The 25,434-nt window shown below is 67.8% G+C and carries 21 protein-coding genes; 8 read left to right on the top strand and 13 right to left on the bottom strand.

Annotation, left to right across the window (positions count from 1 at the left end):
• Positions 1–63 precede the first annotated feature (63 nt).
• Positions 64–1,005 carry a glycosyltransferase gene (locus tag ABD206_RS01270; RefSeq protein WP_344068102.1) on the top strand — a complete coding sequence of 314 codons (942 nt, stop codon included), beginning with the start codon at positions 64–66 and terminating at the stop codon, positions 1,003–1,005.
• Positions 1,002–2,987 carry a DUF7657 domain-containing protein gene (locus ABD206_RS01265; protein WP_344068099.1) on the top strand — a complete coding sequence of 662 codons (1,986 nt, stop codon included), beginning with the start codon at positions 1,002–1,004 and terminating at the stop codon, positions 2,985–2,987. Before ABD206_RS01270 ends, ABD206_RS01265 begins: the two co-directional genes overlap by 4 nt.
• 44 nt (positions 2,988–3,031) lie before the next feature.
• On the opposite strand, the gene ABD206_RS01260 is transcribed toward ABD206_RS01265, so the two are convergent.
• The 8 genes from ABD206_RS01260 to ABD206_RS01225 all read right to left on the bottom strand — a co-directional run bounded on the left by ABD206_RS01260 (position 3,032) and on the right by ABD206_RS01225 (position 12,135).
• Positions 3,032–3,943 (bottom strand): hypothetical protein, encoded by a 912-nt coding sequence (locus tag ABD206_RS01260; protein ID WP_344068096.1) that lies wholly within the window; start codon positions 3,941–3,943, stop codon positions 3,032–3,034.
• 213 nt (positions 3,944–4,156) lie between these two features.
• The gene (locus tag ABD206_RS01255) at positions 4,157–6,325 is read right to left on the bottom strand and encodes an LGFP repeat-containing protein (protein ID WP_344068093.1); all 2,169 of its coding nucleotides are present in this window, start codon (positions 6,323–6,325) and stop codon (positions 4,157–4,159) included.
• Positions 6,326–6,391: 66 nt separating this feature from the next.
• Positions 6,392–7,471: a glycosyltransferase gene (locus tag ABD206_RS01250; protein ID WP_344068090.1), complete on the bottom strand. Its 1,080-nt coding sequence runs from the start codon at positions 7,469–7,471 to the stop codon at positions 6,392–6,394.
• A 52-nt stretch (positions 7,472–7,523) separates the two neighbouring features.
• Positions 7,524–8,978 (bottom strand): LCP family protein, encoded by a 1,455-nt coding sequence (locus ABD206_RS01245; RefSeq protein ID WP_344068087.1) that lies wholly within the window; start codon positions 8,976–8,978, stop codon positions 7,524–7,526.
• Complete coding sequence (purE, locus tag ABD206_RS01240) at positions 8,975–9,442, bottom strand: 5-(carboxyamino)imidazole ribonucleotide mutase (RefSeq protein ID WP_344071374.1); 468 nt, start codon at positions 9,440–9,442, stop codon at positions 8,975–8,977. The genes ABD206_RS01245 and purE overlap by 4 nt, the downstream gene beginning before the upstream one ends.
• 136 nt (positions 9,443–9,578) lie before the next feature.
• Positions 9,579–10,715, bottom strand: a complete 1,137-nt coding sequence (locus ABD206_RS01235) for a 5-(carboxyamino)imidazole ribonucleotide synthase (RefSeq protein ID WP_344068084.1) — start codon at positions 10,713–10,715, stop codon at positions 9,579–9,581.
• 57 nt (positions 10,716–10,772) lie between these two features.
• Positions 10,773–11,318, bottom strand: coding sequence for a PH domain-containing protein (locus ABD206_RS01230; protein ID WP_344068081.1), 546 nt, complete (start codon positions 11,316–11,318; stop codon positions 10,773–10,775).
• A 19-nt stretch (positions 11,319–11,337) separates the two neighbouring features.
• Positions 11,338–12,135, bottom strand: coding sequence for a biotin--[acetyl-CoA-carboxylase] ligase (locus ABD206_RS01225; RefSeq protein WP_344068078.1), 798 nt, complete (start codon positions 12,133–12,135; stop codon positions 11,338–11,340).
• A 91-nt stretch (positions 12,136–12,226) separates the two neighbouring features.
• On the opposite strand from ABD206_RS01225, the gene ABD206_RS01220 reads away from it, so the two are divergent.
• Complete coding sequence (locus ABD206_RS01220) at positions 12,227–13,840, top strand: acyl-CoA carboxylase subunit beta (protein ID WP_344068075.1); 1,614 nt, start codon at positions 12,227–12,229, stop codon at positions 13,838–13,840.
• 3 nt (positions 13,841–13,843) lie between these two features.
• Positions 13,844–14,071: an acyl-CoA carboxylase subunit epsilon gene (locus ABD206_RS01215; protein ID WP_344068072.1), complete on the top strand. Its 228-nt coding sequence runs from the start codon at positions 13,844–13,846 to the stop codon at positions 14,069–14,071.
• Positions 14,072–14,497: 426 nt separating this feature from the next.
• On the opposite strand, the gene ABD206_RS01210 is transcribed toward ABD206_RS01215, so the two are convergent.
• The 4 genes from ABD206_RS01210 to ABD206_RS01195 are packed head-to-tail and all read right to left on the bottom strand — an operon-like array spanning position 14,498 to position 18,826.
• The gene (locus tag ABD206_RS01210) at positions 14,498–15,604 is read right to left on the bottom strand and encodes a hypothetical protein (RefSeq protein ID WP_344068070.1); all 1,107 of its coding nucleotides are present in this window, start codon (positions 15,602–15,604) and stop codon (positions 14,498–14,500) included.
• Positions 15,601–16,863 carry a sensor histidine kinase gene (locus ABD206_RS01205; protein WP_344068067.1) on the bottom strand — a complete coding sequence of 421 codons (1,263 nt, stop codon included), beginning with the start codon at positions 16,861–16,863 and terminating at the stop codon, positions 15,601–15,603. Before ABD206_RS01205 ends, ABD206_RS01210 begins: the two co-directional genes overlap by 4 nt.
• Positions 16,860–17,522, bottom strand: a complete 663-nt coding sequence (locus tag ABD206_RS01200; protein WP_344068064.1) for a response regulator transcription factor — start codon at positions 17,520–17,522, stop codon at positions 16,860–16,862. Before ABD206_RS01200 ends, ABD206_RS01205 begins: the two co-directional genes overlap by 4 nt.
• A gap of 5 nt (positions 17,523–17,527) precedes the next feature.
• Entirely contained in the window at positions 17,528–18,826 is a 1,299-nt protein-coding gene (locus ABD206_RS01195; RefSeq protein ID WP_344068062.1) for a class I SAM-dependent RNA methyltransferase, read from the bottom strand.
• A gap of 36 nt (positions 18,827–18,862) precedes the next feature.
• Here ABD206_RS01195 and ABD206_RS01190 point away from each other — a divergent pair, with 36 nt between their 5' ends.
• Both ABD206_RS01190 and ABD206_RS01185 read left to right on the top strand, forming a co-directional pair.
• Complete coding sequence (locus tag ABD206_RS01190; RefSeq protein WP_344068059.1) at positions 18,863–19,510, top strand: Maf family protein; 648 nt, start codon at positions 18,863–18,865, stop codon at positions 19,508–19,510.
• Between the two features lie 78 nt (positions 19,511–19,588).
• Positions 19,589–21,355: an acetyl/propionyl/methylcrotonyl-CoA carboxylase subunit alpha gene (locus ABD206_RS01185; protein ID WP_344068056.1), complete on the top strand. Its 1,767-nt coding sequence runs from the start codon at positions 19,589–19,591 to the stop codon at positions 21,353–21,355.
• 48 nt (positions 21,356–21,403) lie between these two features.
• On the opposite strand, the gene ABD206_RS01180 is transcribed toward ABD206_RS01185, so the two are convergent.
• Complete coding sequence (locus ABD206_RS01180) at positions 21,404–22,852, bottom strand: NAD(P)H-quinone dehydrogenase (RefSeq protein WP_344068053.1); 1,449 nt, start codon at positions 22,850–22,852, stop codon at positions 21,404–21,406.
• 28 nt (positions 22,853–22,880) lie between these two features.
• Here ABD206_RS01180 and ABD206_RS01175 point away from each other — a divergent pair, with 28 nt between their 5' ends.
• Together ABD206_RS01175 and ABD206_RS01170 are read left to right on the top strand one after the other, a co-directional pair.
• A complete protein-coding gene (locus tag ABD206_RS01175) occupies positions 22,881–23,714 on the top strand; it encodes a purine-nucleoside phosphorylase (RefSeq protein WP_344068050.1) in 834 nt (277 codons plus the stop codon).
• A complete protein-coding gene (locus ABD206_RS01170) occupies positions 23,711–25,369 on the top strand; it encodes a phospho-sugar mutase (protein WP_344068047.1) in 1,659 nt (552 codons plus the stop codon). Before ABD206_RS01175 ends, ABD206_RS01170 begins: the two co-directional genes overlap by 4 nt.
• Positions 25,370–25,434 lie beyond the last annotated feature (65 nt).

Below are 25,434 nucleotides of genomic sequence, written 5' to 3'. Positions count from 1 at the left end.
TACCGTGGATCCCGCCTATCGCCGCCGCCGCGCGTATTGGCGGGTTCTTTTCAGGAGTGTGCTGTGTCGACGACCAAGGCGCCGACGATTGCCGCGATCGTCCCGTGCTACAACGAAGCTCTGTCCGTTGCCAAGGTCGTAAATGATCTCCGCAACGCCGTCCCTGGTATCCAGGTGTACGTCTACGACAACAACAGTTCGGACGGTACGGCGGACATCGCCCGCGAAGCCGGCGCGATCGTGCGCCACGAGTACATGCGCGGCAAAGGCAACGTCGTCCGGCGCGCATTCGCGGACGTCGATGCGGATATCTACGTCCTGATCGATGGCGACGACACCTACGACGCCGACAGCCTGCCCGCCATGATCGAGGCGCTGCAGTCAGGGCCCTTCGACCATGTCCTCGGGGTACGTCGCGAACAGACCACGAGCGCCTATCGCCCCGGCCACGAGCTCGGCAACCGCGGATTCAACTGGTTCGTCAGCCGGGTGTTCGGTTCCGAAGTCAGCGACATGCTCAGCGGCTACCGCGTGTTCTCCCGCAGGTTTGTGAAGAGCTTCCCGGCTCTGTCCCGAGAGTTCGAAATCGAGACGGAGCTCACGGTCCATGCGATGAGTCTGCGTGTGCCGCAGGTCGAGGTTCCCGTGAAGTTCCGCGATCGCCCGGCGGGGAGTGAGAGCAAGCTGCGGACGTATCACGATGGATTCCGCATCCTCGGTCTGATCATGGGGTTGATCAGACACGAACTCCCACTCATGTTCTATGGCGTCATCGGGTTCGCACTGGCGTTGCTGGGAGTCGGGATCGGGATCCCGGTCATCATCGAGTTCTTCGGGACTGGACTCGTAGAACGGTTCCCGACGGCGCTCCTTTCGGTCGGAATCGTCCTTCTCGCCGTCCTCGCGTGGGCGATCGGGCTGATCCTGGACGGGGTGTTGAAGTCCCGGCGAGAGATCAGCCGCCTCAACTATCTGTCCCACACACCGCCCCCGACGCAGGCATGACAGACAACGAAGCAACCGTGGTCGCCGACGGCGGCAGCCGCGTTCGCGAGGTCTTCGATCGGCTCCGCACGAAGCCTCTCACGTGGGTGGTCATCGGCCCGGCGCTCGTCTACCTGATCCTCGTGGCGGCCGGAATCACCAACGCGAATATCGGCGTCGATACGTTGCGTGTCGACGCCGATGCGGCCCACGGCGACCAACTAGGCATCTCTCAGGCGATCCGCAGCGACGAGTACGGGACCGAGTCGCCGATCTGGCTCGGTGAGCTCGCACGCGCCGGCGCGGACGCTGTCACGCCCCTCAGCGTGTCGAATGACTTCTTCGCTCAGCTGCCCGACGGACCCGTCTCGGCAATCGTGTTCTTCGATGGTTCGGCGCTATCTCTGAGCCCGTGGATAGCGGAGGCCAGCCTGTTCGCGGCCAAGTGGTGGCTGCCGACGCTGCTGTTGTTTATCGGTATGCCCATCTGGTTCCGGCAGCTCACGGGAACCTACCGCTGGGGGTATTTGGCTGCATTTCTGGTGTTCCTCGCGCCGGCGAACATGTGGTGGTCCGGGCGCCCTGTCAACACCATCGGCTTCGTCGTCGCAGGGTGCGCACTCGCGATATGGGGAGCGGACCTCCTCGCGCGCCGCAGGACAGCCCCGATCGTCGGCGGTCTGGCTGCAATCCTGATCGCGGGGATCCTGCTGGCACGCACACCGACCTACTATCAGCCACTCGCGATCATCGTGGGCATACCGATCGTGGCCGCCACCGCCGGATATCTGATCATGCGCCCGGGGAGGCTCAGAGATCACCTGATCGCGCTCGGTGCGATCATCGTCTCTGGCGGGCTATGGACGGGGCTGCTCTTCGCCGAAAACATTGAGGCGGTGACCGCGGGGCTCAGCACCGTCTACCCGGGCGACCGCGCAAGCTCCGGCGGGTTTGTCAATCTCGGGCAGGTCTTTGGGTCAACCAATCTCGGGTGGCTGGCAACGGTCGGCGGAACTGCCAGCGTGAACCAGACCGAGGTGGTCAGTTCCTTCACGGTCTTCATCCCGGTCCTCGCCATCCTGTTCGCGAGCCAGCGGTGGATGGGCGCCCGTGCCCTGACCGGGGCTTTCGTTCCCCTCCTCGGTCTTGCAATCTTCTGGCTGAGTTGGGCCACCGTCAGCTGGGGCGGCCTCGGCGCCTACTTGCCGCTGATCAACCGCGTTCCTCCCGCGCGAGCGGCTGAGGCCGTCGGTTTCATCGCCACTATCGCGTTCGCGCTTTTCATGAGCCAGTGGAAGCCGCCGACCCGGCAGGCGCCGGCGATCATGGCTGCGGCGATGACCGCGCTTCTGTCCGGATACGCCGGATCCGCCCTTCAGGCGGAGATCATGCCGGATCTGCGCACCTGGATGATCTGGCTGAGCGCGGCAGGCGCTGCCGCCGCCGTGTACGTGGTTGTCCGATGGCCGGGCCGGCTGTGGTCGATGAGTGTCATGACAGGGTTGGCCCTTCTGTTGACCATCCATTCGACCCCGATATTGATCGGACTCGGCGACCTGCGCGGCAACGCTACCGCCGATGCCTTCATGGAGTGGGGGCAGGAGGCGCGAGAATCGGGCACGGTCTGGGCCAGTGATACAGGATCTCTCGACTCCCTCATGCTGGCAACCGGCGTGCCTTCTCTCAGCACCCGTCAACAAATCGGTCCCGATCGAGAGGCCTGGCTCGCATTGGATCCGGGAGGCGTCCACGAAGACATGTGGAACCGCGGGGGTCTCCACATCCAGTTCGACTGGACCGATGACCCCGACCTCGTCTTCAGCCAGCCGTACCCAGACACGGTCGTGATCACAGGCTCACCGTGCACGGTCGCCGAACGCGTGCCGACTCTGTCGCACATCGCATCCTCCACGCCACTCGATCTGTCATGCACCGCCGAGATCGCAGAGGTGCGATGGTCGAGCACCGACTTCTTCGTCTACGAAATCGTGCCGACGCCCTAGCAGTTCGTACGTGCCCGTGCGGTGCGTGCTCCTCCCCGCGCGAGCTAGGTCTGCGGATCACCCCCCGCGGCAAATACCGCAGCCAGCGTTGCGCCGGCCGCATCCAGACGCGCGGATGTCCATTCCAGAGGCAGGACCTGCGCTTCGCCCGGGAGGAGCGGCGTCCCAAATTCCGCGGCGCTGTAGCCATCGGTCGCGCAGGACTCCTGTGATTGAGAGATCCACGGGCCCACCGCAGCAGAAAGTACCGCGGGCATTTCCAGAGCCGACCATTCGGTCTGGTTCTCACATACCTCATAGGCGGCGATGCTTCCCGGATAGAGCGTGAAGCCGAAGAACGAGGAGGCATTCAGCGTATCGGCCGGATCCTGCCCATGGCACTTCGTTGCTCCGGACAGTTCCCACGCGACCGGGGTGATCTGATTCCACGGTGCGGATTCATAGGGCTCCGCTGAGGTGAACGCCGAGAAGCCCCATCGGGACTCTTGCAGATCAATCGCCGCAGACAGAGCCGAGCACTCGAGCGCGGTCTTCTGGACGACCGGCGGCGCACTCACGCCATCGAGAATATCCTCGACGATCAGCGAGAACCGCTCCGCGAGCTGTCGCTGACCTGCAGCATCGGTCAGCCCCACTACGCTGACGTCCAGTTCGTACCACCACTCTGCCGACACGGTCTCATAGCTGCAGCGTGAGTTTGAACAGTCCCAGTCAGCTGGCGGGGCGGCGTCAGTCGGGTAGGCACTCGCCGAGAGAGCACGCAAATCGAACGATGCCCACTCTGTCCAGAACTCGTCGCTGACCAGCATCCAGCTGCAGCCGATGCCATCCGCGGCAACGATGGTCATCGATCCGTACTGGTATGCCATCGTCAGGTCAGAGATGGCCTCAAGCTGGCTGAAGCCGTCCGCAGCCACGAGATCGCACACTTCGCCAAGTGACGTCGTGGCTTCCATTGTTGCGGACGGTTCCGGTGTGGTCGTCTCAGGTGCAGTAGCCGTGGAGAGAGGCGAAGTAGCGGCGGGACCTGCGCACCCTACGAGCAAGACCGCGAGTGCGAGCACGGCGACGAGGGCGGTTCTTTTCGGAGTCATATCGACATGGTGCCGAACGTTGAATACCGACCGGAAACAGATCGCTATCGGTTGAATACCGATCTCGGGGAGCGTCTACGGAAGCGTGCCGTACTCGAAGTCCTGCGTGCACGTCCCGTCGACGCACACGGGGTTCGCCGTCGGGTAGCCGAGACTTCCGTCGGGCCCGCCCGCATCGATGTAGGCGGTGAGGAGATCGCCGTAGACGGCGCGGGCATCTGTCGCCGCCGTCCAGTAGATGACGCCGTTCTCAAACTCCTGCGAGCAACCGTCATCGACAAGCCCGCATTCCTCGCTTCCGACGGGATAGCCCAGCACCCCTCGCTCGGAGCCGAGCTTCGCCCACGCGGTACCGATGCCTCCCCAGGTGGCGTAGGCGCCGGTGTCGGGTTGCCAGTGCATGAGGCCACCCTGGAACACCTGGTAGCAGCCGCCGTTCGGAAGACCGCACCCTTCTTCCAGCGTCGGATAGCCCAGATTCGACGAGGGGCCCCCGATCACCTCATACCCATCCGCCATGCCGCTCATCAGGTAGTGCGCATCCGTCGGAGCGGACCAATACATCGTGCCGTTCTGGAACTGCTGCGAACAGCCCAACGATGCCAGTCCGCACTCCTCCTCCGCGATCGGATAGCCGAGGGGTCCTCGCTCCCAGCCGCTTCGAGCCCACGCAGTTTGAATGCCACCCCATGTCGCGTGCGCACCGCTCGCGGCAGACCAGTGGATCTTGCCTCCCTTGAACTCCTGGTAACACCCTCCGTCAGGCAGCCCGCAGCCGGCGCCGGCTGAGATCGCGCCCAACTTTCCGCTGTCTCCCCCGAGGTTCTGCCAAGCGTCGACGATGTCTGCGGTACTGGCACGAGCGCCAGATCCGGGAGTCCACACCATCACACCGTTCTGGAAGGTCTGCTCACAGAGTTGCTCATCGCCCGTGCACACCTGCTCACCAGTCGGATAGCCGAGCCAGCTCTTCTCGTAGCCGATGCTTCCCCACCCGGCCAAGAGGGGAGAACTAACCGGGTGCGCACCGGTTGGCCCCGTCCAGTATATTTTCCCTCCCTCGAAATCCTGGTAGCACCCAGAATTGATGAGGCTGCAATGCTCGTCGCTCGTCGGGTAGCCGAGGTACCCGTTCTCCCAATCGGCAAGACCCCAGGCCGCCTGGATTCCGCCGTTTGTCGCATAGGCGCCAGTCGACGGTGACCAATGGATCTTGCCGTTCTCGAAGTCTTGATAGCACCCTGCGTCGACGAGCCCACAGTGGACCTCACTGGTCGCGCTACCGAGCCATCCGCTGTCGCCACCAAGAGCCTCGTGCTTGGCAGTGATGTAGGTCACCCCTCCGGTCGACTGCGTCGACCCGAACCAGTCGGTGAAGTAGTTGAAGAAGTTGCGGTTGCCGTAACTCGAGCAGGAGTCACCGAGACCGTAGCCGGCGGCGAGCGCAGCCGCGTTGGGCTGGTAGGGCGTGTAGTAGTACAGGTTTGCCGTTGCCTGGTTCTCGACGTACACCGCCCCTCGCCCGCAGGCTGAGTTCGGGTTGTAGAGAATGTTCCAGGTGTGGCCGGGCGCGTACCAGGTGAAGTAGTTGCTCGTCCCCGGCGGGTTCGCGTAGCGCTTGAGCTGCCACGCGCCGCCGTAGACCTGATTGAACAGCCCGTAGTACTGCGAGTCGCAGGCCGCCGTATCGGGACACCCCTGCCCCATCGCCGCCTGGTAATTCCATGCGCTGGGCCGCGACGTGGTGACCAGACCCTGCTCTTTCTGCAGCATCACGAGGATCACCTGCGGGTTGATTCCGCAGGCCTGCGACACCTTGTAGATGACTCGTGACGCACGCTCGCGGCCACCGCCCGAGTAGGCATTGCACATCGCGTCCGCCGAGATCGAGCGCGTGTCGACGTAGTAGTCCTTGAGGCAGGTGTAGCCCGAAGCACACGACGAGACCTTCGACTCGAGGAAGGTCTGGATCTGCGCCTCGGTCATCGTCCCCGAATTGAAGAACACTGTGTCACTGATGATGTTGCCAGCATCGAACTGACTGAGATCGGCCGTCTTCACAACGGACGAGGCAGCAGACAGGTCCAGAGCTGTCGTCGATTCCGACGTCGATGTCTCGGCCGCAGTCGCGACACTCGGTGCCACCAGGACCGCAAGCGCGAGGAACACGGAACTCAGCACACTGAGGATGCCGAGAACAGCCCGACGATCAGAACGTCGAGCCGAGGTCAGAGAACGCGCCATGGTAGACAGTCTCACCCACACCCGCGTGGGAAGTCACCGAGACACCCCGATGCGGAAACGTTAACGTTACAGATCAGCGTGAAGCTGCCACACTCGCTCGCCCGCTTCGCGCCACGAGAACCCGCGTCCGCGATCGGCCGCGAGCGTCGCGGCTCGGGTTCGCGCGTCGCCTGAGCTCAGGACCGTCTGCACCGCGGTCGCGAGCGCACTGGGGTCGGCATCGACAACAATCCCACCGTCCGCCAGCACTTCGCGCATCACGGCTGACTCGGACGCGACGACCGGAACTCCCAGGACGAGCGCCTCGACGACGCGCCACGGGTACAACGGCCGCACACCGGGATGGACCACAACGGATGCCGCCCCAACGACCGCGGCGCGGCCAGCGTCGTCGAGCTGGCCGAGGACAACCGCACTATCGCCCAAAGCCGCGGCGGTCTCGTCATCCCCACCCAGCACCAGGACTGGACCACTTCCCTCGCCGAGTCGCGCAACAAGCTGCGTCACACCCTCCGAGTCGGCGCCCGAGGCATCCACCACGACAGCCCCCTCGGGCACGCCCAGTTCACGCCGGCGCCCCACCTCATCCCGCGGCACGGCGAACCCTTCGGGTGCCGCCCCCGCGATCACACGAATCCGCCCGCCGAGCTTCGACCGCTCCGCCAGTTCTTCGGCCATCGAGTGCAGCGGCACGATGACGGCGTCCGCGTAGCGCTCGGCGCGCTTGAGCATGGCGCGATGCCAGGCCACCGAGGCCTTCGACACCGATCCCGGGTCTGTCCAGGGCGAGAGGTCCCAGATCGTGACGACGGTCTGCTCGCTCTTGTGTGCGCGATCGTGGCGCACAAGCGGCGCGAACAGGGTCGGCGAGTGCAGCATCCCTCCCCCCAGGCCGCTCGGCAGGCCGAGGGTCAACGCGGTCGAAAGTTCGCGCCGCGGAATGGCCGATGCCGTCACCCCTGCCAACCCCTTGACGCCCAGCGCTTCGAGCGCGTCCGCCGATGCCGCAGGCACAACTCCGGCCACCTCGCAGCCGCGAGGTGATGCCGCCAGCAGGGCCCGCGCGAGCTCCCGCGAGGCCATGGCAAGGTCGGGATCAGTCGGCGCGACCAACTGGTCGAGCACGACACGCAACGTCGTCGTCACAGAGCCACCTTCGTCGTCACAGAGCCACCTTCGCAGTCATCAATTCCGGCTCTCACGAGGTCGGGGTCGGGGTGGGAGTCGGCGGGTGCAACACGTTCTGGATGTAGTCCTGGATGAACGCGAAGTCGCTCGCTGTCATCTCCTCGGGGATGACCCCGATGCCGCCGACGGACGAGGGGGTCAGTTCGATCGTTGTCACCGGCTGCTCGCGGGACTTCACGGCAAGGTCGGCGAAGTACCCGATGAGCGACTGCGGGATGTCTGTCGCGATCAGCGCCGTTCCCGCCGCCGCGATGTCCTGGAACCTCGCGAGCACGTTCTCAGGGGTGAACTGCGCGAGGATCGCCTCCTGCAGCTGGCGCTGGCGCAGCATCCGGTCCCAGTCGCTGGTCGTGTAGCGGGAGCGTGCGTACCACTGGGCGGTGTCACCGTCCATGTGCTGCTCGCCGACCTCGATCCAGCCGATCGCCCATTCCTCGGCCGGCTGGCCGTCGTAGGCGGGGCCGCCACCCTTCGGAAGCCGCTCGGTGACGGTGATGTCGACCCCGCCGAGCGCGTCGATGAGGTTGGCGAAGCCCGCCATGTCGATGAAGACGTAGTACGGGATCTCGATGCCCAGGATGCCTTCCGCAGCGTCCTTGGTCGCTTCGATGCCCGGCTCCGAACCATTGGCGACGGCATCCGGGTACAGGGCGCTGCCGTCGCGGCACACCTCGACCTCGGTGCGCAGTTGGTTCAGTCCACTCGACCACCCGCAGGTGGCGTCGACGTGACCCGTGTGCCCGTCCGGGTAGAGGTCGGCCATGGGTCCTTCCGCGAACGGGAAATTCACCATGTCGCGCGGCAGGCCGGTGATCGTGACAGCCCCGGTGTCGGCGTTGACCGAGACGACCGAGATGCTGTCGTAGCGCATCGAGTCGCGGCCCTCGCCGCTGTCGGCGCCGAGCAGCAGGATGTTGTAGTAACCGTCCGACGGCGGAACTGGCGGTCCGGACTCGGCGAAGACGATGCCGATCGTCTCCCGCACGATGCCGACGCGTTCCGCAGCCCACACCGACCCACCGCCGGTGAGGACGAGAGCCACGATCGCGGCGACCGCGATGCCGAAGCGGGCGAGCGATCCGGTCTTCACGAGCTTCACCAGCCGCAGGGTGTCGATCGTCAGGATGAGCCACAGCACCGCGTAGGCGATCAGCAGTCCCTGCAGGAGCAAGAGTACGAACCAGTTCGTCGCAAAGCCGAAGAACACCTCGCGCCACATGACGAAGGTGAGCACCGTCAGGACGACGAGCACCCACGACACGAGCGTCGCGGCAAGCCCGAAGCGGCCGAGGCGACGATTGCCCGCAAGCACCTGCGCGGATCCGGGAATCAGGACGTTGAGGACGACGAGCCACCAGGCGCGCTTCGTCATCATCGACCGCGATCTGGTGTCGGGAAAGCGGATCGGCCGGTTCTCGATGACCGGTCGCAGGGCCCCCTGGCGAGGTGGGCTGGTGACGCTCACAGAGACTCCTTGAGCCGCCGGTTCTTCTCCTCGACGACCTCCACCAGCTTTGCGGCGTATACCTCGACGCGATCGCCGAGCGCGGCATCCGAGGTGCCGAGGATGCGCGCGGCGAGCAGTCCCGCGTTCTTCGCACCGGCGATCGAGACCGTGGCGACGGGAATGCCGGCTGGCATCTGCACGATGCTCAGCAGCGAGTCCATGCCGTCGAGGGTGGCCAGTGGCACGGGCACGCCGATGACGGGAAGGGCGGTGACAGAGGCGAGCATGCCCGGCAGGTGCGCTGCTCCGCCGGCTCCGGCGATGATCACACGGATGCCGCGCCCGCGCGCCTCACGCCCATAGCTGATGAGCTTGTCGGGCGTGCGGTGGGCCGAGACGACCTCGACCTCGTGGGGGATGCCGAAGTCGGTCAGCGCCTGGGAGGCGTCGCTCATGACGCGCCAGTCGGAGTCGGAGCCCATCACGACACCGACCAGGGGCGCCGCGGACGCGTGCAGGGGCTGCGGTTCCTCAGGCGAAGTCACCCGCTCAGGCTACGGTCGGCGCCTGGAGATTCCCCGGAACCGAGCCGGTGCGCCTTCGATCCCCTGCGGGCCGTCAGTCGAGGAACAGCGACGCGGCGGCACGCGCCTCGTACGCGACATCCTCGAGCTCGACGCCCGTGACGTTCACGTGTCCGACCTTGCGCCCCGGACGCGGGTCCTTGCCGTAGGTGTGGATCTTCGCGGCCGGATGCTGCGCCATGGCGTTCTCGAAGCGCTCGGTGATCCCGCCCTCAGCGGGTCCGCCGAGGATGTTGACCATCACCGTCCAGGGCTGCAGGGGCGTCGCCTGTCCCAGGGGCAGGTCGAGCACGGCACGCAGGTGCTGCTCGAACTGGCTCGTCACGGCGCCGTCCTGCGTCCAGTGGCCGGAGTTGTGCGGACGCATCGCGAGTTCGTTGATGAGGATGCGTTCGTCGGACGTCTCGAACAGCTCCACCGCGAGCATCCCGGTGACGCCGAGACCCTCGGCGACGGCAGCGCCGACAGAGGCTGCGACGTCGGTCAGTCGAGCGCTGGCGCTGGGTGCCGGAGCGAGGACCTCGGCGCAGACGCCGTCGCGCTGCTCGGTTTCGACGACGGGGTAGGTCGCGATCTGTCCGGAGGGGGTGCGAGCGACCTGCTGCGCCAACTCGCGGGTGAAGTCCACGAGCTCTTCGACCAGGAGTGCGCCGCCGTTCGCGTCCTCGGCGAGCGCAGCGAACCAATCGTCGGCGCCGTGCGCATCCGAGACGACCCGCACACCCTTGCCGTCGTAGCCGCCGCGCGGGGTCTTCACGACCGCTCGCCCACCGTTCTCGGCGAGGAACGCCGCAAGCTCATCGGGTCCGGTCACGGCAGCCCATTCCGGCTGCGGCATGCCGAGCTCGGCCATCCGCTGACGCATCACCAGCTTGTCCTGGGCGACGGCGAGCGCGGCAGGTCCGGGATGCACGGTGACGCCCGCCTCGACGAGGGCGGCGAGCACGTCCTGCGGCACGTGCTCGTGGTCGAAGGTGATGACATCCACGTCGCGGGCGAAGGCGAGCACCGTCTCGGCGTCGCGATAGTCACCCACAGATGTCGCCGCCAGCGTGGCCGACATTCCCTCCTGCTCGGCGAGGACGCGGATCTCGACCCCGAGCTCGACCGCGGGGGCGATCATCATCCTGGCCAGCTGCCCGCCACCGATCACTCCAACGCGATATGCCACTGTGGTCCCTTCGACGACACCCATTCTTGTCGGTGCACGACAGTTGTGCACCGACACTCACACGTCTGTCGGCGTCTGCCCATCGCGGTGCGCCAAGATCTGGTTGACCTCGACCTGGTCGATGAGGACCTCGTGCACCAGGGATGCCCGGGGAATCCCCGCGATGCGCAGCGGCGCATCCACACCATTGGTGAGGATCAGCGTGCCGCTGCCGAAGACCCGCTGGAGGGGCCCGCGGCGCAGGCGCACCGCATAGCCGCGCACGTGCGCCAGCTCGGCGCGACGCACCCGGAACAGGCCCCGGCGTTCGATGACCCGACGTGTCGTGATCGTGTAGGTGTGGGCGCGCCATGCCAGGAACGGCAAGAAGACCAGGAGCAGGATGAGCGCGGCCGCCACGGTCAACAGCATCCAGTTCTCGTACGGTGCGGGCAGGTTGTCATAGAAGTACCCTGCGGCACCGGCGACGACGATCAGGAGCACGGCCGGCAACAGCATCAGCAGAGGACGCCTCGTGCGCAGCTTGGCGATCAGCATCTCGGGCGCCTCGACGCCGAAGGCCGGCGTCATGGGCCGCCCTCCGTAGGTCGTCGGCTGCGTCATGACCCCATTCTGGCGCCCCTCAGCGCAGGTGGATGACATCCCCCGCCGCGACGGCGGTGGTCTGACCGTCTGCCGTGTCGACGAGCAGCAACCCATCGTCATCCAGATCGCGCGCCGTGCCGCGCAGGTCGTCCCCTCCCGGAAGGCTGACCGTGACCTGCCGGCCGATCGTCGCGCACATCCGGGCGATCTCTGCGCGGATCCCCGCGTGCTCGGCGTCTCCACTCGACGCGGTGAGCCTGCGCAGCATCCGGTCGAGGTTCTCGAGGTACGCCGCGACGAGGGCGTCCTCGTCTATCCCCCACCCCGCAATCGCGAGTGAGGTCGCCGTCGGCACCGGGAGCTGGGCGCGCGTCATCCGGGTGTTGACCCCCGCGCCGATCACGATCACGCCCGGTCTCGCGGTGACGACTTCGGCGAGGATGCCGCACACCTTGTATCCGTCGATCAGGACGTCGTTGGGCCACTTGAGGGCGACATCCACCGCCTCGGCTCGCGCCCCGGCACCCGCGCGCACGGCGAGGGTCATGGCGGCGCCGGCGATGAGAGGGATCCATCCCCGCGCGGCGATCGGGACCCCGGCCACGTCCACCAGCACCGACACCGCCAGCGATGCGCCCGGCGGTGCTTCCCAGACCCGGTCCAAGCGCCCGCGCCCGGCCCGTTGGTCGTCGGTCATGAGCACGGAGAGGTGCGGGTAGGCATCCGGCTGCGCGGTGGCCGCGGCGACGAGATCGGCATTCGTCGATCCGGTCGAGTCGACGACATCCATCCGGCCCGCAACCGCTGCCGTACGCGGAAAGTCTCGTGCATCCACCCGCTCACCCTATTGCCGGGACGCGACCTCGCCCACGAACAGCCACAGCGGATGCCGCGACGCGTTGTGCCCTCCCTCCAAGATCGGGGGCATGCGCGCCGATAGTGTGGAGGACGTGACCGACGACATCGATCTCTCGACCACTGCCGGCAAAATCGCCGACCTGCGTGAGCGCTATCAGCACGCGGTCGTCTCGGCCGAGGAGACCGCCCGCGAGAAGCAGCACGCGAAGGGCAAGCTCACCGCGCGCGAGCGCATCGAGCTGCTCGTCGACCCGGGAAGCTTCGTCGAGCTCGATGAGTACGTGCGTCACCGCACCACCGCGTTCGGCATGGACCGCTCCCGCCCCTACGGTGACTCGGTCGTCACCGGCACCGGCACGATCCGCGGCCGCACGGTCGCCGTCTACGCGCAGGACTTCTCCACCTTCGGCGGGTCCCTCGGCGAAGTCGCCGGTGAGAAGATCATCAAGGTCATGGAGCTGGCCCTCCGCTGCGGGGCACCGATCATCGGCATCCTGGACTCGGGCGGCGCGCGCATCCAGGAAGGTGTCGTCGCGCTCGGCAAGTACGGCGAGATCTTCCGTCTCAACACGCGCGCCTCGGGCGTCATCCCGCAGATCTCGATCGTCATGGGCCCCGCGGCCGGCGGCGCGGTCTACTCCCCCGCTCTCACCGATTTCGTGATCATGGTCGACAAGACCAGCCAGATGTTCGTCACCGGCCCCGACGTCATCAAGACCGTCACCGGCGAGGACGTCGGGATGGAAGAGCTCGGCGGCGCACACACGCACAACACGCGCTCGGGGGTCGCCCACTACCTCGCCGAGGACGAGGATGACGCGATCGACTACGCGCGGACGCTCCTCGGGTTCCTCCCCGACAACAACCTCGCAGAGTTGCCGACCTACGAGTCGCCGTTCGAGTTCGAGACGACGGATGCCGACCGCTTCCTGAACACGGTCATTCCCGACTCCACGAACCAGCCCTACGACATCCACACGGTCATCGAGCACGTGGTCGACGAGGGTGACTTCCTCGAGGTGCAGCCGCTGTTCGCGTCGAACATCGTGATCGGTTTCGGCCGCGTCGAGGGACGCACGGTCGGGATCATCGCCAACCAGCCCTCCCAGATGGCCGGCACGCTCAACATCGAGGCGGGCGAGAAGGCGAGCCGCTTCGTGCGGTTCTGCGACGCGTTCTCGGTGCCGATCGTGACGCTCGTCGACGTCCCGGGCTACCTCCCCGGCACCGACCAGGAGTGGACCGGCGTCATCCGCCGTGGCGCGAAGCTCCTCTACGCCTACGCCGAGGCGACGGTGCCGCTGGTGACCGTGATTCTCCGCAAGGCCTATGGCGGCGCCTACATCGTCATGGGTTCCAAGCAGCTGGGGGCCGACGTCAACCTCGCCTGGCCGACCGCCGAGATCGCCGTCATGGGCGGCCAGGGCGCGGTCAACATCCTCTACCGCGGTGAGCTGAAGAAGGCCGCCGAGGGTGGTGAGGATGTCGCCGCCGTGCGCACACGCCTGGCCAACGAGTACACCTACAACGTGGCATCCCCCTTCCTCGCCGCCGAACGCGGCGAGCTCGACGGCATCATCGAGCCGGCGCAGACGCGCGTGGCGATCGCCAAGGCGCTGCGATCGCTGCGCGGCAAGCGCGCGAGCCTGCCGCCCAAGAAGCACGGGAACATCCCGCTGTAGGCCATGAGCATCGATTCCCCCACCGGAGAAGACCTGCCGATCTCGATCGTGCAGGGCGCTGCCACGCCCGAAGAGATCGCCGCCGTGGTGGCTGTGGTCAGCGAGCACTACGCCGCCGAACACGACCAGGCTGTCGCGGAGGACAAGACACGATCGGCGTGGTCGGTGTCACAGCGCGGCCTGCGCCAGCCGCTACAGCGCGAGCTCGGCTGGCGCCACACCGCCTGCTGAGGTGGCACTCGCTCCTGGGGGAGGCAACTCGCACTCGGGAAGTGCAACTCGGCCCTGGCTAGTGCAACTCGGCGGGCCGGGGTGGGGGTGGTGGGGCCGGGAAATTTGTCCCCCAAAATACCTACAGACGAATTCTTGACGGTTCGAAATACTTAAGGAGCTGGAGCGCAGTTGCGTTCGGCTGAACCGCCGTCACTTCGGGTGTGACGCGGCCCAGGTTCGGCCACGCGATCAGTTTTCGGGTAGCTGATCGCACAGGCGAGGGGCGGACACTCTGTCCCCCCTCGCCTTCTCCATGTCTGCGGGCGGTTTCACCTCGCCTGGGTAGGAGGAATCGCGAGGGTAGGACCGTTCGCCGGTGTGTCGTCCTACCTCGGTGATTTCTCCTACGCTCGCGAGGCGCGATAGGGACAACAGGGCAGGATGTCAGGGCGTGGGCTCGTCGACGACCGCCGGATGCCGGACGATCTCCCGCCAGAGATCCACGGTGTCCTCGTCAGACAGCCCCCGGCCGCTGTCGGATCGCCCGACGACCGTCACCGCGACGCGCTCGTGCGGCGATGTCCGGATGAACAGACGATCCGAGCGCGCCTCGTGGAGCGTGGCGGCCAGCTCCCGCCGGATGATCTCGAGCTCTTCCCCGTCGATACCCTCGAGGCCACCCTCGTCCAGCACCGTCACGGTCGCGCCGCGACGCCGAGCCGCCTCGAGCTCGTGGCGCACCGCGTCGTCGAGCAGGCGCGCGGCGCGGAGCTCATCACGCAGGCTCCCCTCCGCCAGACGCGCCTCGACTTTCTCCTCGGGGCTGAGCGCCCCGCCCTGGGCGATCGTGTGCGTGAGGATCGGCCCGGCGACCGACAGTGCCCGCTGGATCTGCACGCGACGCTCGCGTTGACGCACGGCGTGCGCCGCCTGCCACGCGGCGGCCGAGCGCTGCAGTTCGACGAGCTTGCCGGTATCCACCGTCGCGCGATCTGTCAGCAGCACGATCAGCTGGGCCATCGCCACCCACACGATCGATCCGAGCAGTCCGCTCAACAGAGCCGGGACGGGCCCGAGCGCCGCTGAGGAAATGGCGATGAGGATGGCCGTGCCGATCCACGCGAAGACGGGGCGTCGCCGCACCATGACGACCACCATGAGCGCGCCGATGCCGCCCAGGTACCAGGTCACGTACGGTGCGTTGCGGGCGCTCTCCGGTACGGAGAAAGTGAGCGCCGCCGGCACGATCGCGGCGGTGACCACCGCGAGCAGCGCGCCGAGGATCGGCATCCGCACCACGCGCGCGCGCAGTCCCTTCAATCCGGCGGACACCGCGGGGTCCGCGGAGACCGGCCCGGTTTCGGTCTTCTCGGCGGCGGCCCGACCTCCCCACAGCACGACGATGACCGTCGCAAGGATGTAGAAGACGACGGATCCGATGAGGATGAACGGCCTGTTGACGTCACCGCCCGCCCACCACAGCCCCCGCGCGGCCAGATAGACCATGAAGGCGAAGGCGAGCCCGATGAGGAGGCGACGGACGCTGATCATGCGAACGACTCCTGCCAGGTCAGGCGGACAAGGGTGCCGGACGCGTCCGAGGTGATGTGCACGGTGCCGCCGACCGCCGCCACGCGGGCGATGATCGAGCCACGGATGCCCAGGCGATCATCGGGAACACTGTCCATGTCGAACCCGTCCCCGCGATCACGTACCTCGAGATGGATGCGAGAGGACACCGCCTCCTGCCGGGCGGTCACCACCAGGCCGATCCCGGCGGCGTGCTCGACGGAGTTGGCGATGGCCTGCATCGTCGCCAGCGTCAGCGCGGTCGCGACCCGTCCCGGGATCCGGAGCGCGTCATCGCCGAACGTCCGCTGCACGACAAGGTCGATGCCCAGACCTCGCGCGCCGCTCTCGACATCCTCGACGATCTCCTCGAAGGTCCGCGGCGCTTCGCTCCCGAGGCCCGCATCACCTTCCGCGTTGGCCAGACGCGTGAGTGCTTCCTGGGCCATCGCGACGGCGAGCGCCTGCTCGCGCGGAGACCGTGCGCGCTCTGCCGCGATCAGGGCGGCCAGCACACTGTCGTGCATCAGGGCGGCCACCGAGACGCGCTCATTCTCGGCGGCATCCGTGGCCGCGACCCGCGTATAGGAGACGACGGCAGCCTGCCGGGCGCGGTCGACGTTGTCGGCGATCGATCGGAACATCCACGCCAGGGTGACGAAGACCGTCCCGAGGATGATCGCGAACGAGACATCCAGCAGCGTCTGCCACCAGAACTCGGGCGCGAAGCGCACCTGCACGAGCCAGGTCACACCGAACAGCACCGGGACGAAGGCCGTCCACACCAGCTGCCACACCACCGAGAACACTTTGATGGAGGCCACCGTCGCCACCGTGACCAGGTACCACGTCCATGGTTGGGTCGACTCCTGGCCGGGAACCTCCATTCGGGGCAGCAACGGCCAGACGATGAGGGTGACGACGTAGATCGCTCCGAAGGTGATGGCCGCCGGCTGGATGCTGCGGCCGACGATGTAGGTCGTCAGGAGTGCCGCGAGGGCTCCGAAGTCGGCGACGACCGCCACGAGGAACCAGGGCCCGGTCTCGGCGCTCGCCGCGACCGCGAGGATGAACGCCTGGATGCCGAGCGCGGCCGAGCCGACGGCGAGCAGGATACTCGTCATCCGCTCGATGCGTCGTCGGGTGAAAGACCCGAGTCCGGCCGTCGGGTCGCTTCCGAGCGGAATCTGGCCCCAGGCCGTCGACAGCGACGACGTACGCGCGTTCGCTGCCGTCGTCATCCTCGGGCGTCCGCTCCTTCGGACTCGACGAGTCCATCCTCGATGGCCCGGCGCAGCAGCTCGAGTTTCGTCCGCGCGGGGCGGCCGACCTCGACGTACTTCGTGCGCACGCGCGTGATGTTCTCCTTCGCCGTGGAGTAGGCGATGCCGAGGCTGTCGGCGACGATCTTCAGCGGCAGCCCCGCGGCGTAGAGCCGCAGCACGTCCCGCTCCCGCGCGGACAACTGCGCATCGGCGAAGTCGCGGTCGCCGTCGACGGCGCTGGCCCACTCGACGTTGTGCAGCGGCTCACCGTCGGCCACGGAGCGGATCGCCGAGATCACATCGTCGATGGGAGAGGACTTGCTGACCACGCCGATGGCGCCGGCGACGAGCGACTCGCGAACCGCCGATGGGCGGTCGGCGACGGAGTGGACGAGGATGCTGGAGCCGTCGGCGACCAGACGCGCGACGTTCTCTGTCACGGTCGTGCCATCCCCCAGCGTCAGGTCGAGGACGACGACATCAACCGGCGCTGCCTGCGTCGATCGGCGCCAACGGACATACTCCGAGACCGTGCTTCCCGAGAACACGACATCCAACCCGCCGTCCCCCGCGCAGGCTGCTTCGACCCCCAGTCGCACGGACTCGTGATCATCGATCAACGCCACCCGTGTCATAGATGTCACTCTACCGACGACGAGGGGGCGAGGACGGCTACCGCCTCGAGGTGATGCGAGTGCGGGAAGAGGTCGAGCCCGTGCACCCGCGTCACCTCATAGCCGCGGCTGACGAATCGACCGAGATCCCGGGCGAGGGCGACCGGGTCGCACGCCACGTAGACGACCCTCGCCGGCGTCAGCGCCGCAAGCGCGTCGACGACGTCTTTGCCGGCGCCCGTGCGCGGCGGGTCGAGGACGACGGTCCCCCGCGACAGCCGCGATCGCTCGGCCGTCGTCGCCGCGTCGCGCAGGCGCCGGATCCAGCGGTCCACGCGCGCGGTCTCGGCGCGGGCTCCCACCCATTCGGCGAGATTCTCCCCCGCGTGCTCGGTCGCGCGCTCGCTCGCCTCGACGGAGGTCACTCGGGTGGCGGGTCCCGCAAGGTCGCCCAACAGTGCCGCGAACAGTCCGACGCCGCCGTACAGATCCAGGTGCCAGCCCTCGGGATCGACCGCTCCGGATCCGAGCATCTCCGCCACCACGGTCGTGAGAGTGGTCGCGGCCAGGCGGTGCACCTGCCAGAAACCGTCGGCATCCACGCGGAATGATCGTGCGCCGACACGCTCGGTGATGACGTCGTGGCGCTCAGGCCGCGCCGCTGCCCGGCGACCGGCCACGTCCGGGCGGTGCAGGGTCCGCACGTCCCCGCCGGCAGGCTGCACGAGATCGATCCGTCCCGGAGAACCGGCACGAAGCCCCGCCGCGGCCTGCTCGATCTCGGAGGTCGCCAAGGGCAACGAGGAGACGGGGATCACGCGATGACTCCGCGCGGCGTACGGACCGATCGCACCGTTCTCATCGACGTGGAGGGTCACGCGGGTCCGCCAATGGGCGCCATCCGCCTCCTCAGCGACAGTCCGCTCACCCATCCGCGCCGCGCGGGGTCCTTCGAACGAGACGGGAACCTCCAGCCGCCCGGTGCGGGCCAGCGCGGTCGCCAGGATGCCGCGCTTGAGCTCGCGCTGATGCGCGAGCTCAATGTGCCCGAAGTCGGCACCCCCGGCCCGGTCCGCGGGATCACGCGAGAGATCTGCCTCGGCCCAGATGTGGGGGCGGCGGTGCGGCGAGGCATCCAGAACATCGAGCAGCTCCGCACGCCAGAACGCCGGCTTGGAGACATCCGTGAGCCGCACGCGCACGCGTTCGCCCGGGATCGCGTCGGGAACGAACACCACACGCCCCTCGTGACGGCCGACGAACACGCCACCGTGGGCGACGTCCGCGATCGTCAGATCGACGATGTCCCCCGCAGCTCCCGTCATCCTTCGAGCTTCCCACATGCCCGGTAGCGTGAGGGCGTGCGCGTGCTGCTGGCCTCTACCTCCCCCGCCCGTCGGATGCTGCTGCGTCAGGCGGGCATCGAACCCCTGACTATGGCGCCCGACGTCGATGAGGATGCTGTCATCGCCGAGCTCGAGCGCACCGAGGCGCGCACCCTGCCACCCGACGAGCACGTCCTGGTCCTGGCCCGCCGCAAAGCCGCGGACGTCGTGGCGCGCCTGGCCGCGGAGGACCCCGAGTTCGAGGGGATCGTCATCGGCGGGGACTCGATGTTCGAGATCGACGGGCAGGTACTCGGAAAGCCGCATCTGCCGGAGGTCGCGACGGCACGATGGCACGCGATGCGCGGCCGCACCGGGATCCTCCACTCCGGCCACAGCGTGCTCCTTGTCACCCCGGGAGCCTCGGCGACGGAGGCGCACGCCGTCGCCGAGGCCGCCGTGTCGTTCGCCGCGGACGTCACGGACGAGGAGATCGATGCCTACGTCGCGACCGGCGAGCCACTCCAGGTCGCCGGTGCGTTCACGGTGGACAGCCTCGGCGGAGCCTTCATCGAGAGGGTCGTCGGCGACCCGTCCACGGTGGTCGGGATGTCGCTGTCCACGGTGCGGCATCTGGCCGCGGAACTGGGAGTCTCCTGGACATCCCTCTGGAACCGCTCGTAGACACCCCCGCACAGGATCTCCCGTTTCTTGTCGAGAAGATCCAATTTGGACCCCCCTGCTCTCGGTAGGCTGACATCCATGCCTCATATCGCCAAGGTGCTCGTAGCGAACCGCGGCGAGATCGCCGTCCGTGTCATCCGTGCCGCGCGAGACGCCGGAAAGAGCTCCGTCGCCGTCTACGCCGACCAGGATCGCGATGCGCTGCACGCCCGCCTCGCGGACGAGGCCTACGCCCTCGACGGCGTCACCAGCGCCGAGACCTACCTCTCGATCGAGAAGATCCTCTCGGTGGCGCGCCGCTCGGGCGCCGATGCGGTGCACCCCGGCTACGGGTTCCTCGCGGAGAACGCCGACTTCGCCCGCGCCGTGATCGCGGCGGGCCTGGTCTGGATCGGTCCCGCGCCCGAGGCGATCGAAGCCCTCGGCGACAAGGTCACCGCACGGCACGTCGCCGAGAAGGTCGGAGCACCCCTGGCTCCGGGCACCCCGGGACCGGTCGAGACAGCGGACGAGGTGCTGGCGTTCGTCGACGTCCACGGTCTGCCGATCGCAATCAAGGCCGCCTACGGCGGTGGCGGGCGCGGTCTGAAGGTGGCGCGCACCCGCGACGAGGTGCCCGAGCTCTTCGAGTCCGCCACCCGCGAGGCCATCACCGCATTCGGTCGCGGCGAATGCTTCGTCGAGAAGTACCTGGATCGCCCGCGCCACGTCGAGACGCAGTGCCTGGCGGATGCCTCCGGCAACGTCGTGGTCGTCTCGACCCGTGACTGCTCGCTGCAGCGACGCCACCAGAAGCTCGTCGAGGAGGCACCCGCCCCCTTCCTCACACCCGAACAGAACGAGATCCTCGTGAGCTCGTCGAAGGCGATCCTGCGCGAAGTGGGATACACCGGCGCCGGCACCTGCGAGTTCCTCATCGGAGCCGATGGCACGATCTCATTCCTCGAGGTGAACACCCGCCTCCAGGTCGAGCACCCGGTCTCCGAGGAGGTCACGGGCCTGGATCTGGTGCGCGAGCAGTTCCGCGTCGCCGAGGGCGAGGAACTCGGCTACGACGACCCCGTCGCGGTCGGCCACTCGATCGAGTTCCGCATCAACGGCGAGGACCCCGGTCGCAACTTCCTTCCCCAGCCCGGCGACATCCACGTCTTCAAGACCTTCGGCGGCCCGGGCATCCGCCTCGACTCCGGTGTGACCGCCGGCGACAGCGTCAGCGGGGCGTTCGACTCGCTGCTCGGCAAGATCATCGTCACCGGCCGCGACCGCGCCGAAGCCCTCGAGCGCGCCCGCCGCGCCCTGGACGAGTTCGAGGTGGCGGGTCTTCCCACGGTGCTCCCCTTCCACCGCAAGATCGTGCGCGATCCGGCGTTCACGGCCGAGGACGGCACGTTCGGTGTCTACACGAGCTGGATCGAGACCGCGTTCGACAACGACATCCCCGCGTGGGATGGCGAGGCGGGTCAGCCCGCGGCCGCCGAATCCCGCCACACTGTCGTCGTCGAGGTCGCGGGCAAGCGCCTCGAGGTGCGTCTGCCGGATCGGATCGTGAGCGCTCCGGCCGCGCAGGGCCGCCCCGTCGCGGTTCCGCCGTCGCGCCGCTCGCACGTCGCGAAGGGCGTCGGCGGTGCAACCGGTGACGCGGTCACCGCACCGATGCAGGCGACGATCGTGAAGATCGCCGTCGAGGACGGTCAGCAGGTCGTCAAGGGCGACCTGGTGCTGGTGCTCGAGGCCATGAAGATGGAACAGCCCATCCAGGCGCACAAGGACGGTGTCATCGGCGCGATCAACGCCACCCCCGGGACGACGGTCTCGGCCGGTCACGCATTGCTGACGATCTCCTGACCTCTGCCGGCCCGCGATGGGGCGGCGTCAGAGAAGGCCGTGTGGGCCTCACTCCTCGGGTTCGTCGACGTCCACGATGTGCATGGCGCGGGCCGCGTCCGTGATGCTGGTGGTCAGCGACGGATAGGCGGCGAACACCCGCGAGAGCTGATCGACCGTCAGCCGCCGCTCCACCGCGATCGCCACCGGATAGATGAGCTCAGACGCACGGGGACCCACAATCACGCCGCCGACGACAGTGCCACTGCCCTGGCGGGCGATGAGCTTGACGAAGCCGTCGGTGATTCCCATCATCTTGGCGCGCGGGTTGCCCGCCAACGGCAGCTTGTGGACGACACCGTTGACACGACCTGCCGCCACATCCGCCTCTCCCCATCCGATCGTCGCGATCTCGGGGGCGGTGAAGATGTTCGCCGTGATGCGGCGCTTCTCGAGTGGGATGACGACATCGCCGAATGCGTGGAAGACCGCGGTGCGGCCCTGCATCGAGGCGACGGATGCCAGCGGGAAGAAATTCGTGCAGTCGCCGGCGGCATAGATGTTCGGCACCGAGGTGCGGGCGACGCGGTTCACACGGATGTGGCCGCTCACGGTCATCTGAACGCCGGCATCCTCCAGGCCGAGCCCGGCGGTGTTCGGGATCGATCCGACGGCCATGAGGCAATGGCTGCCTTCGACCACCGTGCCGTCGCTGAGGGTGACCACCACTGCATCACCGTTGCGCACGACGGACTTGGCACGGGATTTCGGGAGAAGATTCATGCCACCGCGCGCAAAGACACTCTCGAGCACCTGCGCGGCATCCTCGTCTTCGCCCGGAAGCACGCGATCGCGGCTCGAGATCAGCGTGACCTTCGCTCCGAGGTTCATGTACGCCGAAGCGAATTCCGCCCCGGTGACGCCGGACCCCACCACGATGAGGTGCTCGGGGAGCGTCTTCATGTTGTAGAGCTGGGTCCACGTGAGGATGCGCTCGCCGTCGGGCTTGGCACTCTGCAGCTCGCGCGGGGACGCTCCCACCGAGACGACGAGGGTGTCCGCCTCGATGCGGTCGAAGTCGGTGCCGCCGGGACCGGTCGACACGATCACGGCGTGGTCGTCGTCGACGCGGCCATGGCCTTCGATGATGTTCACACCGGCGGACACGAGCGACGCGCGCATGTCCTCGGACTGCTGACCCGCGAGGGCGAGCAGGCGCTTGTTCACCTGCGCGAGGTTGATCGCCACTTCGGGCTTGAGGGGTTTACCCGACTCTCCGCGGGCGAACAACTGCACCCCGAGATCCCCGGCCTGGGCGATGGCCACCGCCGCGTCAGCGGTGGCGATCAGTGTCTTGGAGGGAACGACGTCGGTCATGACGGCCGAGCCGCCCACGCCCGCGCGCTCGACGAGCGTGACGTCGGCCCCGAGCTGCGCGGCGGCCAGCGCCGCTTCGTATCCGCCGGGGCCACCGCCGATGATCGCCACGGTCTGGGTGCGCTCGAAACTCAGGGACATGAGCACCATTCTTTCCTAGAGTGGACCCATGGCACAGTCTGCGGCACACCCGCTCGATGATCCGAACGCCGACCCCTTCGAGATCGCCCGCGTAGCCGCGGACGACATCGCACGGCTGACCGGTGTCGACCACCATGACATCGCACTGACCCTCGGGAGTGGCTGGGGCAAGGCAGCCGACCTCGTCGGCGAGACCGTGGCGACCATCCCGGCTCCCGAGATCACCGGGTTCTCCGCGCCGGCTCTGGCGGGCCACGTCGGGTCGGTGCGCAGCATCCGCACCCCGAAGGGCAAGAACGTGCTCGTGATCGGTGCGCGCACGCACTTCTACGAGGGCCACGGCGTGCGTCGCGTCGTGCACTCGGTGCGCACCGCGGCAGCGGCGGGCGCGAAGATCATGGTGCTCACCAACGGCGCGGGCGGCATCAAGAACACGTGGACGCCCGGACAGCCGGTGCTCATCAGCGACCACATCAACCTCACGGCGGCCTCGCCGCTGGAGGGCGCCACCTTCGTCGATCTGACCGACCTGTACTCCACCCGGCTGCGGGATGTCGCCCGGATGGTCGACCCGACCCTCGACGAGGGCGTGTACTGCCAGTTCCGCGGCCCCCAGTACGAGACGCCCGCCGAGGTGCGCATGGCCAAGACGATCGGCGGACAGATCGTCGGGATGTCGACGGCGCTCGAGGCGATCGCCGCACGCCAGGCAGGGATGGAAATCCTCGGGTTCTCACTCATCACGAACATGGCCGCCGGCATCCAGACCACGCCCCTCAGCCACCAGGAGGTCATCGAGGCAGGACAAGCCGCGGAGCCGGTCATCTCGGCGCTCCTGGCCCGCGTGATCGGGCAGCTGTGACGAGCGTGGATGCCGCGCGAGCCTGGCTCGCGCAGGATCCCGACCCCGTCACCGCCGCCGAGCTGGCGGCGCTCATCGATGCCTCCGACGGGGGCGACGCGACAGCGGGCGCGGATCTGGCAGACCGCTTCGGCGGACGACTCGCGTTCGGCACGGCGGGTCTTCGCGGCAGGCTCGGCGCCGGCCCGAACCGGATGAACCGCGTGCTCGTGACGCAGGCGGCCGCAGGGCTTGCCGCATTCCTGCTGTCCCGTGCCGGTGATGGCGAGACCCCGAGCGTCGTCATCGGCTACGACGGTCGCCGCAACTCCGACGTCTTCGCGAGGGACTCGGCGGAGGTCTTCGCGGGCGCAGGCGTGCGTGCGATCCTCCTCCCGCGCCTGCTGCCCACCCCCGTGCTCGCCTTCGCGGTGCGGCACCTGGATGCCGCCGCCGGCGTCATGGTCACCGCATCCCACAACCCACCCGACGACAACGGCTACAAGGTGTACCTCGGCGGCGCCGACGAGGGGTCGCAGATCGTCTCCCCCGCCGACGCCGAGATCGCGGCCTTCATCGACGAGATCGCCGCCGGAGACATTCGGGATCTGCCCCGCTCGACCGCGTACGAGATCTCCCCGGAGTCCGTGGTGGACGCGTACGTGGCCGCCACCGCCGCCGTCGCACCCGCAGCAGCGGGAGCAGCCGATCTGCCGTGGGTCTACACCGCGATGCACGGAGTCGGGTGGGAGACGCTCTCGACGATCCTCGAGGTCGCCGGCTATCCGGCCCCGGTCGTGGTCGCCGAGCAGATCGAGCCGGACGGCGCGTTCCCGACGGTCGCGTTCCCCAACCCCGAGGAGCCCGGCGCGATGGATCTCGCGTTCGCGACAGCACGGGCAAGCGGAGCCGAGCTGGTCATCGCGAATGATCCGGATGCCGACCGCCTCGCCGTCGCCGTTCCCGACGACACGGTCGAGGGAGGCTGGCGCAGACTGACCGGAAACCAGACCGGGCTCCTGCTCGGCTGGCGCGCGGCGCGCACCGCGGACACGACATCCGGAGCGACCCTGGCCTGCTCTCTGGTGTCCTCCCCCGGACTCCAGACCATCGCCGAGCGCTACGGTTTGGGGTTTTCTGCCACGCTCACCGGATTCAAGTGGATCTCGCGGGCCCCACACCTCGCATTCGGATTCGAGGAGGCCCTCGGCTACCTGGTGAACCCCGAGACGGTGCGCGACAAGGACGGCATCTCCGCCGCGATCGCCCTCCTCGGCATGGCCTCGGAGGCCCGTGCGGAAGGGCGCACCCTCGCGGACCTGTTGGGCGACTTCGAGCGGGAGTTCGGAGTGTTCGCCAGCGATCAAGTGTCGGTGCGGGTCGAGGACCTGTCGATCATCTCCGACACGATGGCGGCTCTCCGTGCCGCTCCCCCCACGCAGGTGGGGGGTGTGCCGGTCGCATCGATCGACGACCTGCTGCACGGCGCCGGAGACCTCCCGCCGGGGGACGTCCTGCGCCTCTGGCTGGAGGACGGTTCCCGCGTGATCGTGAGGCCCAGTGGCACCGAGCCCAAACTCAAGGTCTACCTGGATGTGCGCGCCGACACGTCGGCCGAGGCATCCGCGCGCTTGACAGCCCTCTCCGCCGGCGCCCGAGAGCTCGTCGCCGCCTGAACCTCGCGGGCTCGTCCCCGACCGCCCCGCGTTGCTAACTCCTCAATTCCCGGCGCAAGTGGCCG

Origin of the sequence: Microbacterium sediminicola (genome assembly GCF_039531125.1) — a bacterium.
Lineage (GTDB): Bacteria > Actinomycetota > Actinomycetes > Actinomycetales > Microbacteriaceae > Microbacterium > Microbacterium sediminicola.
Note: the sequence above shows the minus strand (reverse complement) of the source record. Positions and strands in the feature narration are given on the sequence as shown.

Bases quoted from the DNA above. Each gene is read 5' to 3' on its own strand.
- ABD206_RS01210 (WP_344068070.1), bottom strand. From the start codon at position 15,604: ATGATCAGCGTCCGTCGCCTCCTCATCGGGCTCGCCTTCGCCTTCATG.
- ABD206_RS01185 (WP_344068056.1), top strand. From the start codon at position 19,589: ATGCCTCATATCGCCAAGGTGCTCGTAGCGAACCGCGGCGAGATCGCC.
- ABD206_RS01265 (WP_344068099.1), top strand. From the start codon at position 1,002: ATGACAGACAACGAAGCAACCGTGGTCGCCGACGGCGGCAGCCGCGTT.
- ABD206_RS01220 (WP_344068075.1), top strand. From the start codon at position 12,227: ATGCGCGCCGATAGTGTGGAGGACGTGACCGACGACATCGATCTCTCG.
- ABD206_RS01195 (WP_344068062.1), bottom strand. From the start codon at position 18,826: ATGACGGGAGCTGCGGGGGACATCGTCGATCTGACGATCGCGGACGTC.
- ABD206_RS01255 (WP_344068093.1), bottom strand. From the start codon at position 6,325: ATGGCGCGTTCTCTGACCTCGGCTCGACGTTCTGATCGTCGGGCTGTT.
- ABD206_RS01200 (WP_344068064.1), bottom strand. From the start codon at position 17,522: ATGACACGGGTGGCGTTGATCGATGATCACGAGTCCGTGCGACTGGGG.
- ABD206_RS01215 (WP_344068072.1), top strand. From the start codon at position 13,844: ATGAGCATCGATTCCCCCACCGGAGAAGACCTGCCGATCTCGATCGTG.
- ABD206_RS01260 (WP_344068096.1), bottom strand. From the start codon at position 3,943: ATGGAAGCCACGACGTCACTTGGCGAAGTGTGCGATCTCGTGGCTGCG.
- ABD206_RS01175 (WP_344068050.1), top strand. From the start codon at position 22,881: ATGGCACAGTCTGCGGCACACCCGCTCGATGATCCGAACGCCGACCCC.
- ABD206_RS01205 (WP_344068067.1), bottom strand. From the start codon at position 16,863: ATGACGACGGCAGCGAACGCGCGTACGTCGTCGCTGTCGACGGCCTGG.
- purE (WP_344071374.1), bottom strand. From the start codon at position 9,442: ATGGGCTCCGACTCCGACTGGCGCGTCATGAGCGACGCCTCCCAGGCG.
- ABD206_RS01230 (WP_344068081.1), bottom strand. From the start codon at position 11,318: ATGACGCAGCCGACGACCTACGGAGGGCGGCCCATGACGCCGGCCTTC.
- ABD206_RS01180 (WP_344068053.1), bottom strand. From the start codon at position 22,852: ATGTCCCTGAGTTTCGAGCGCACCCAGACCGTGGCGATCATCGGCGGT.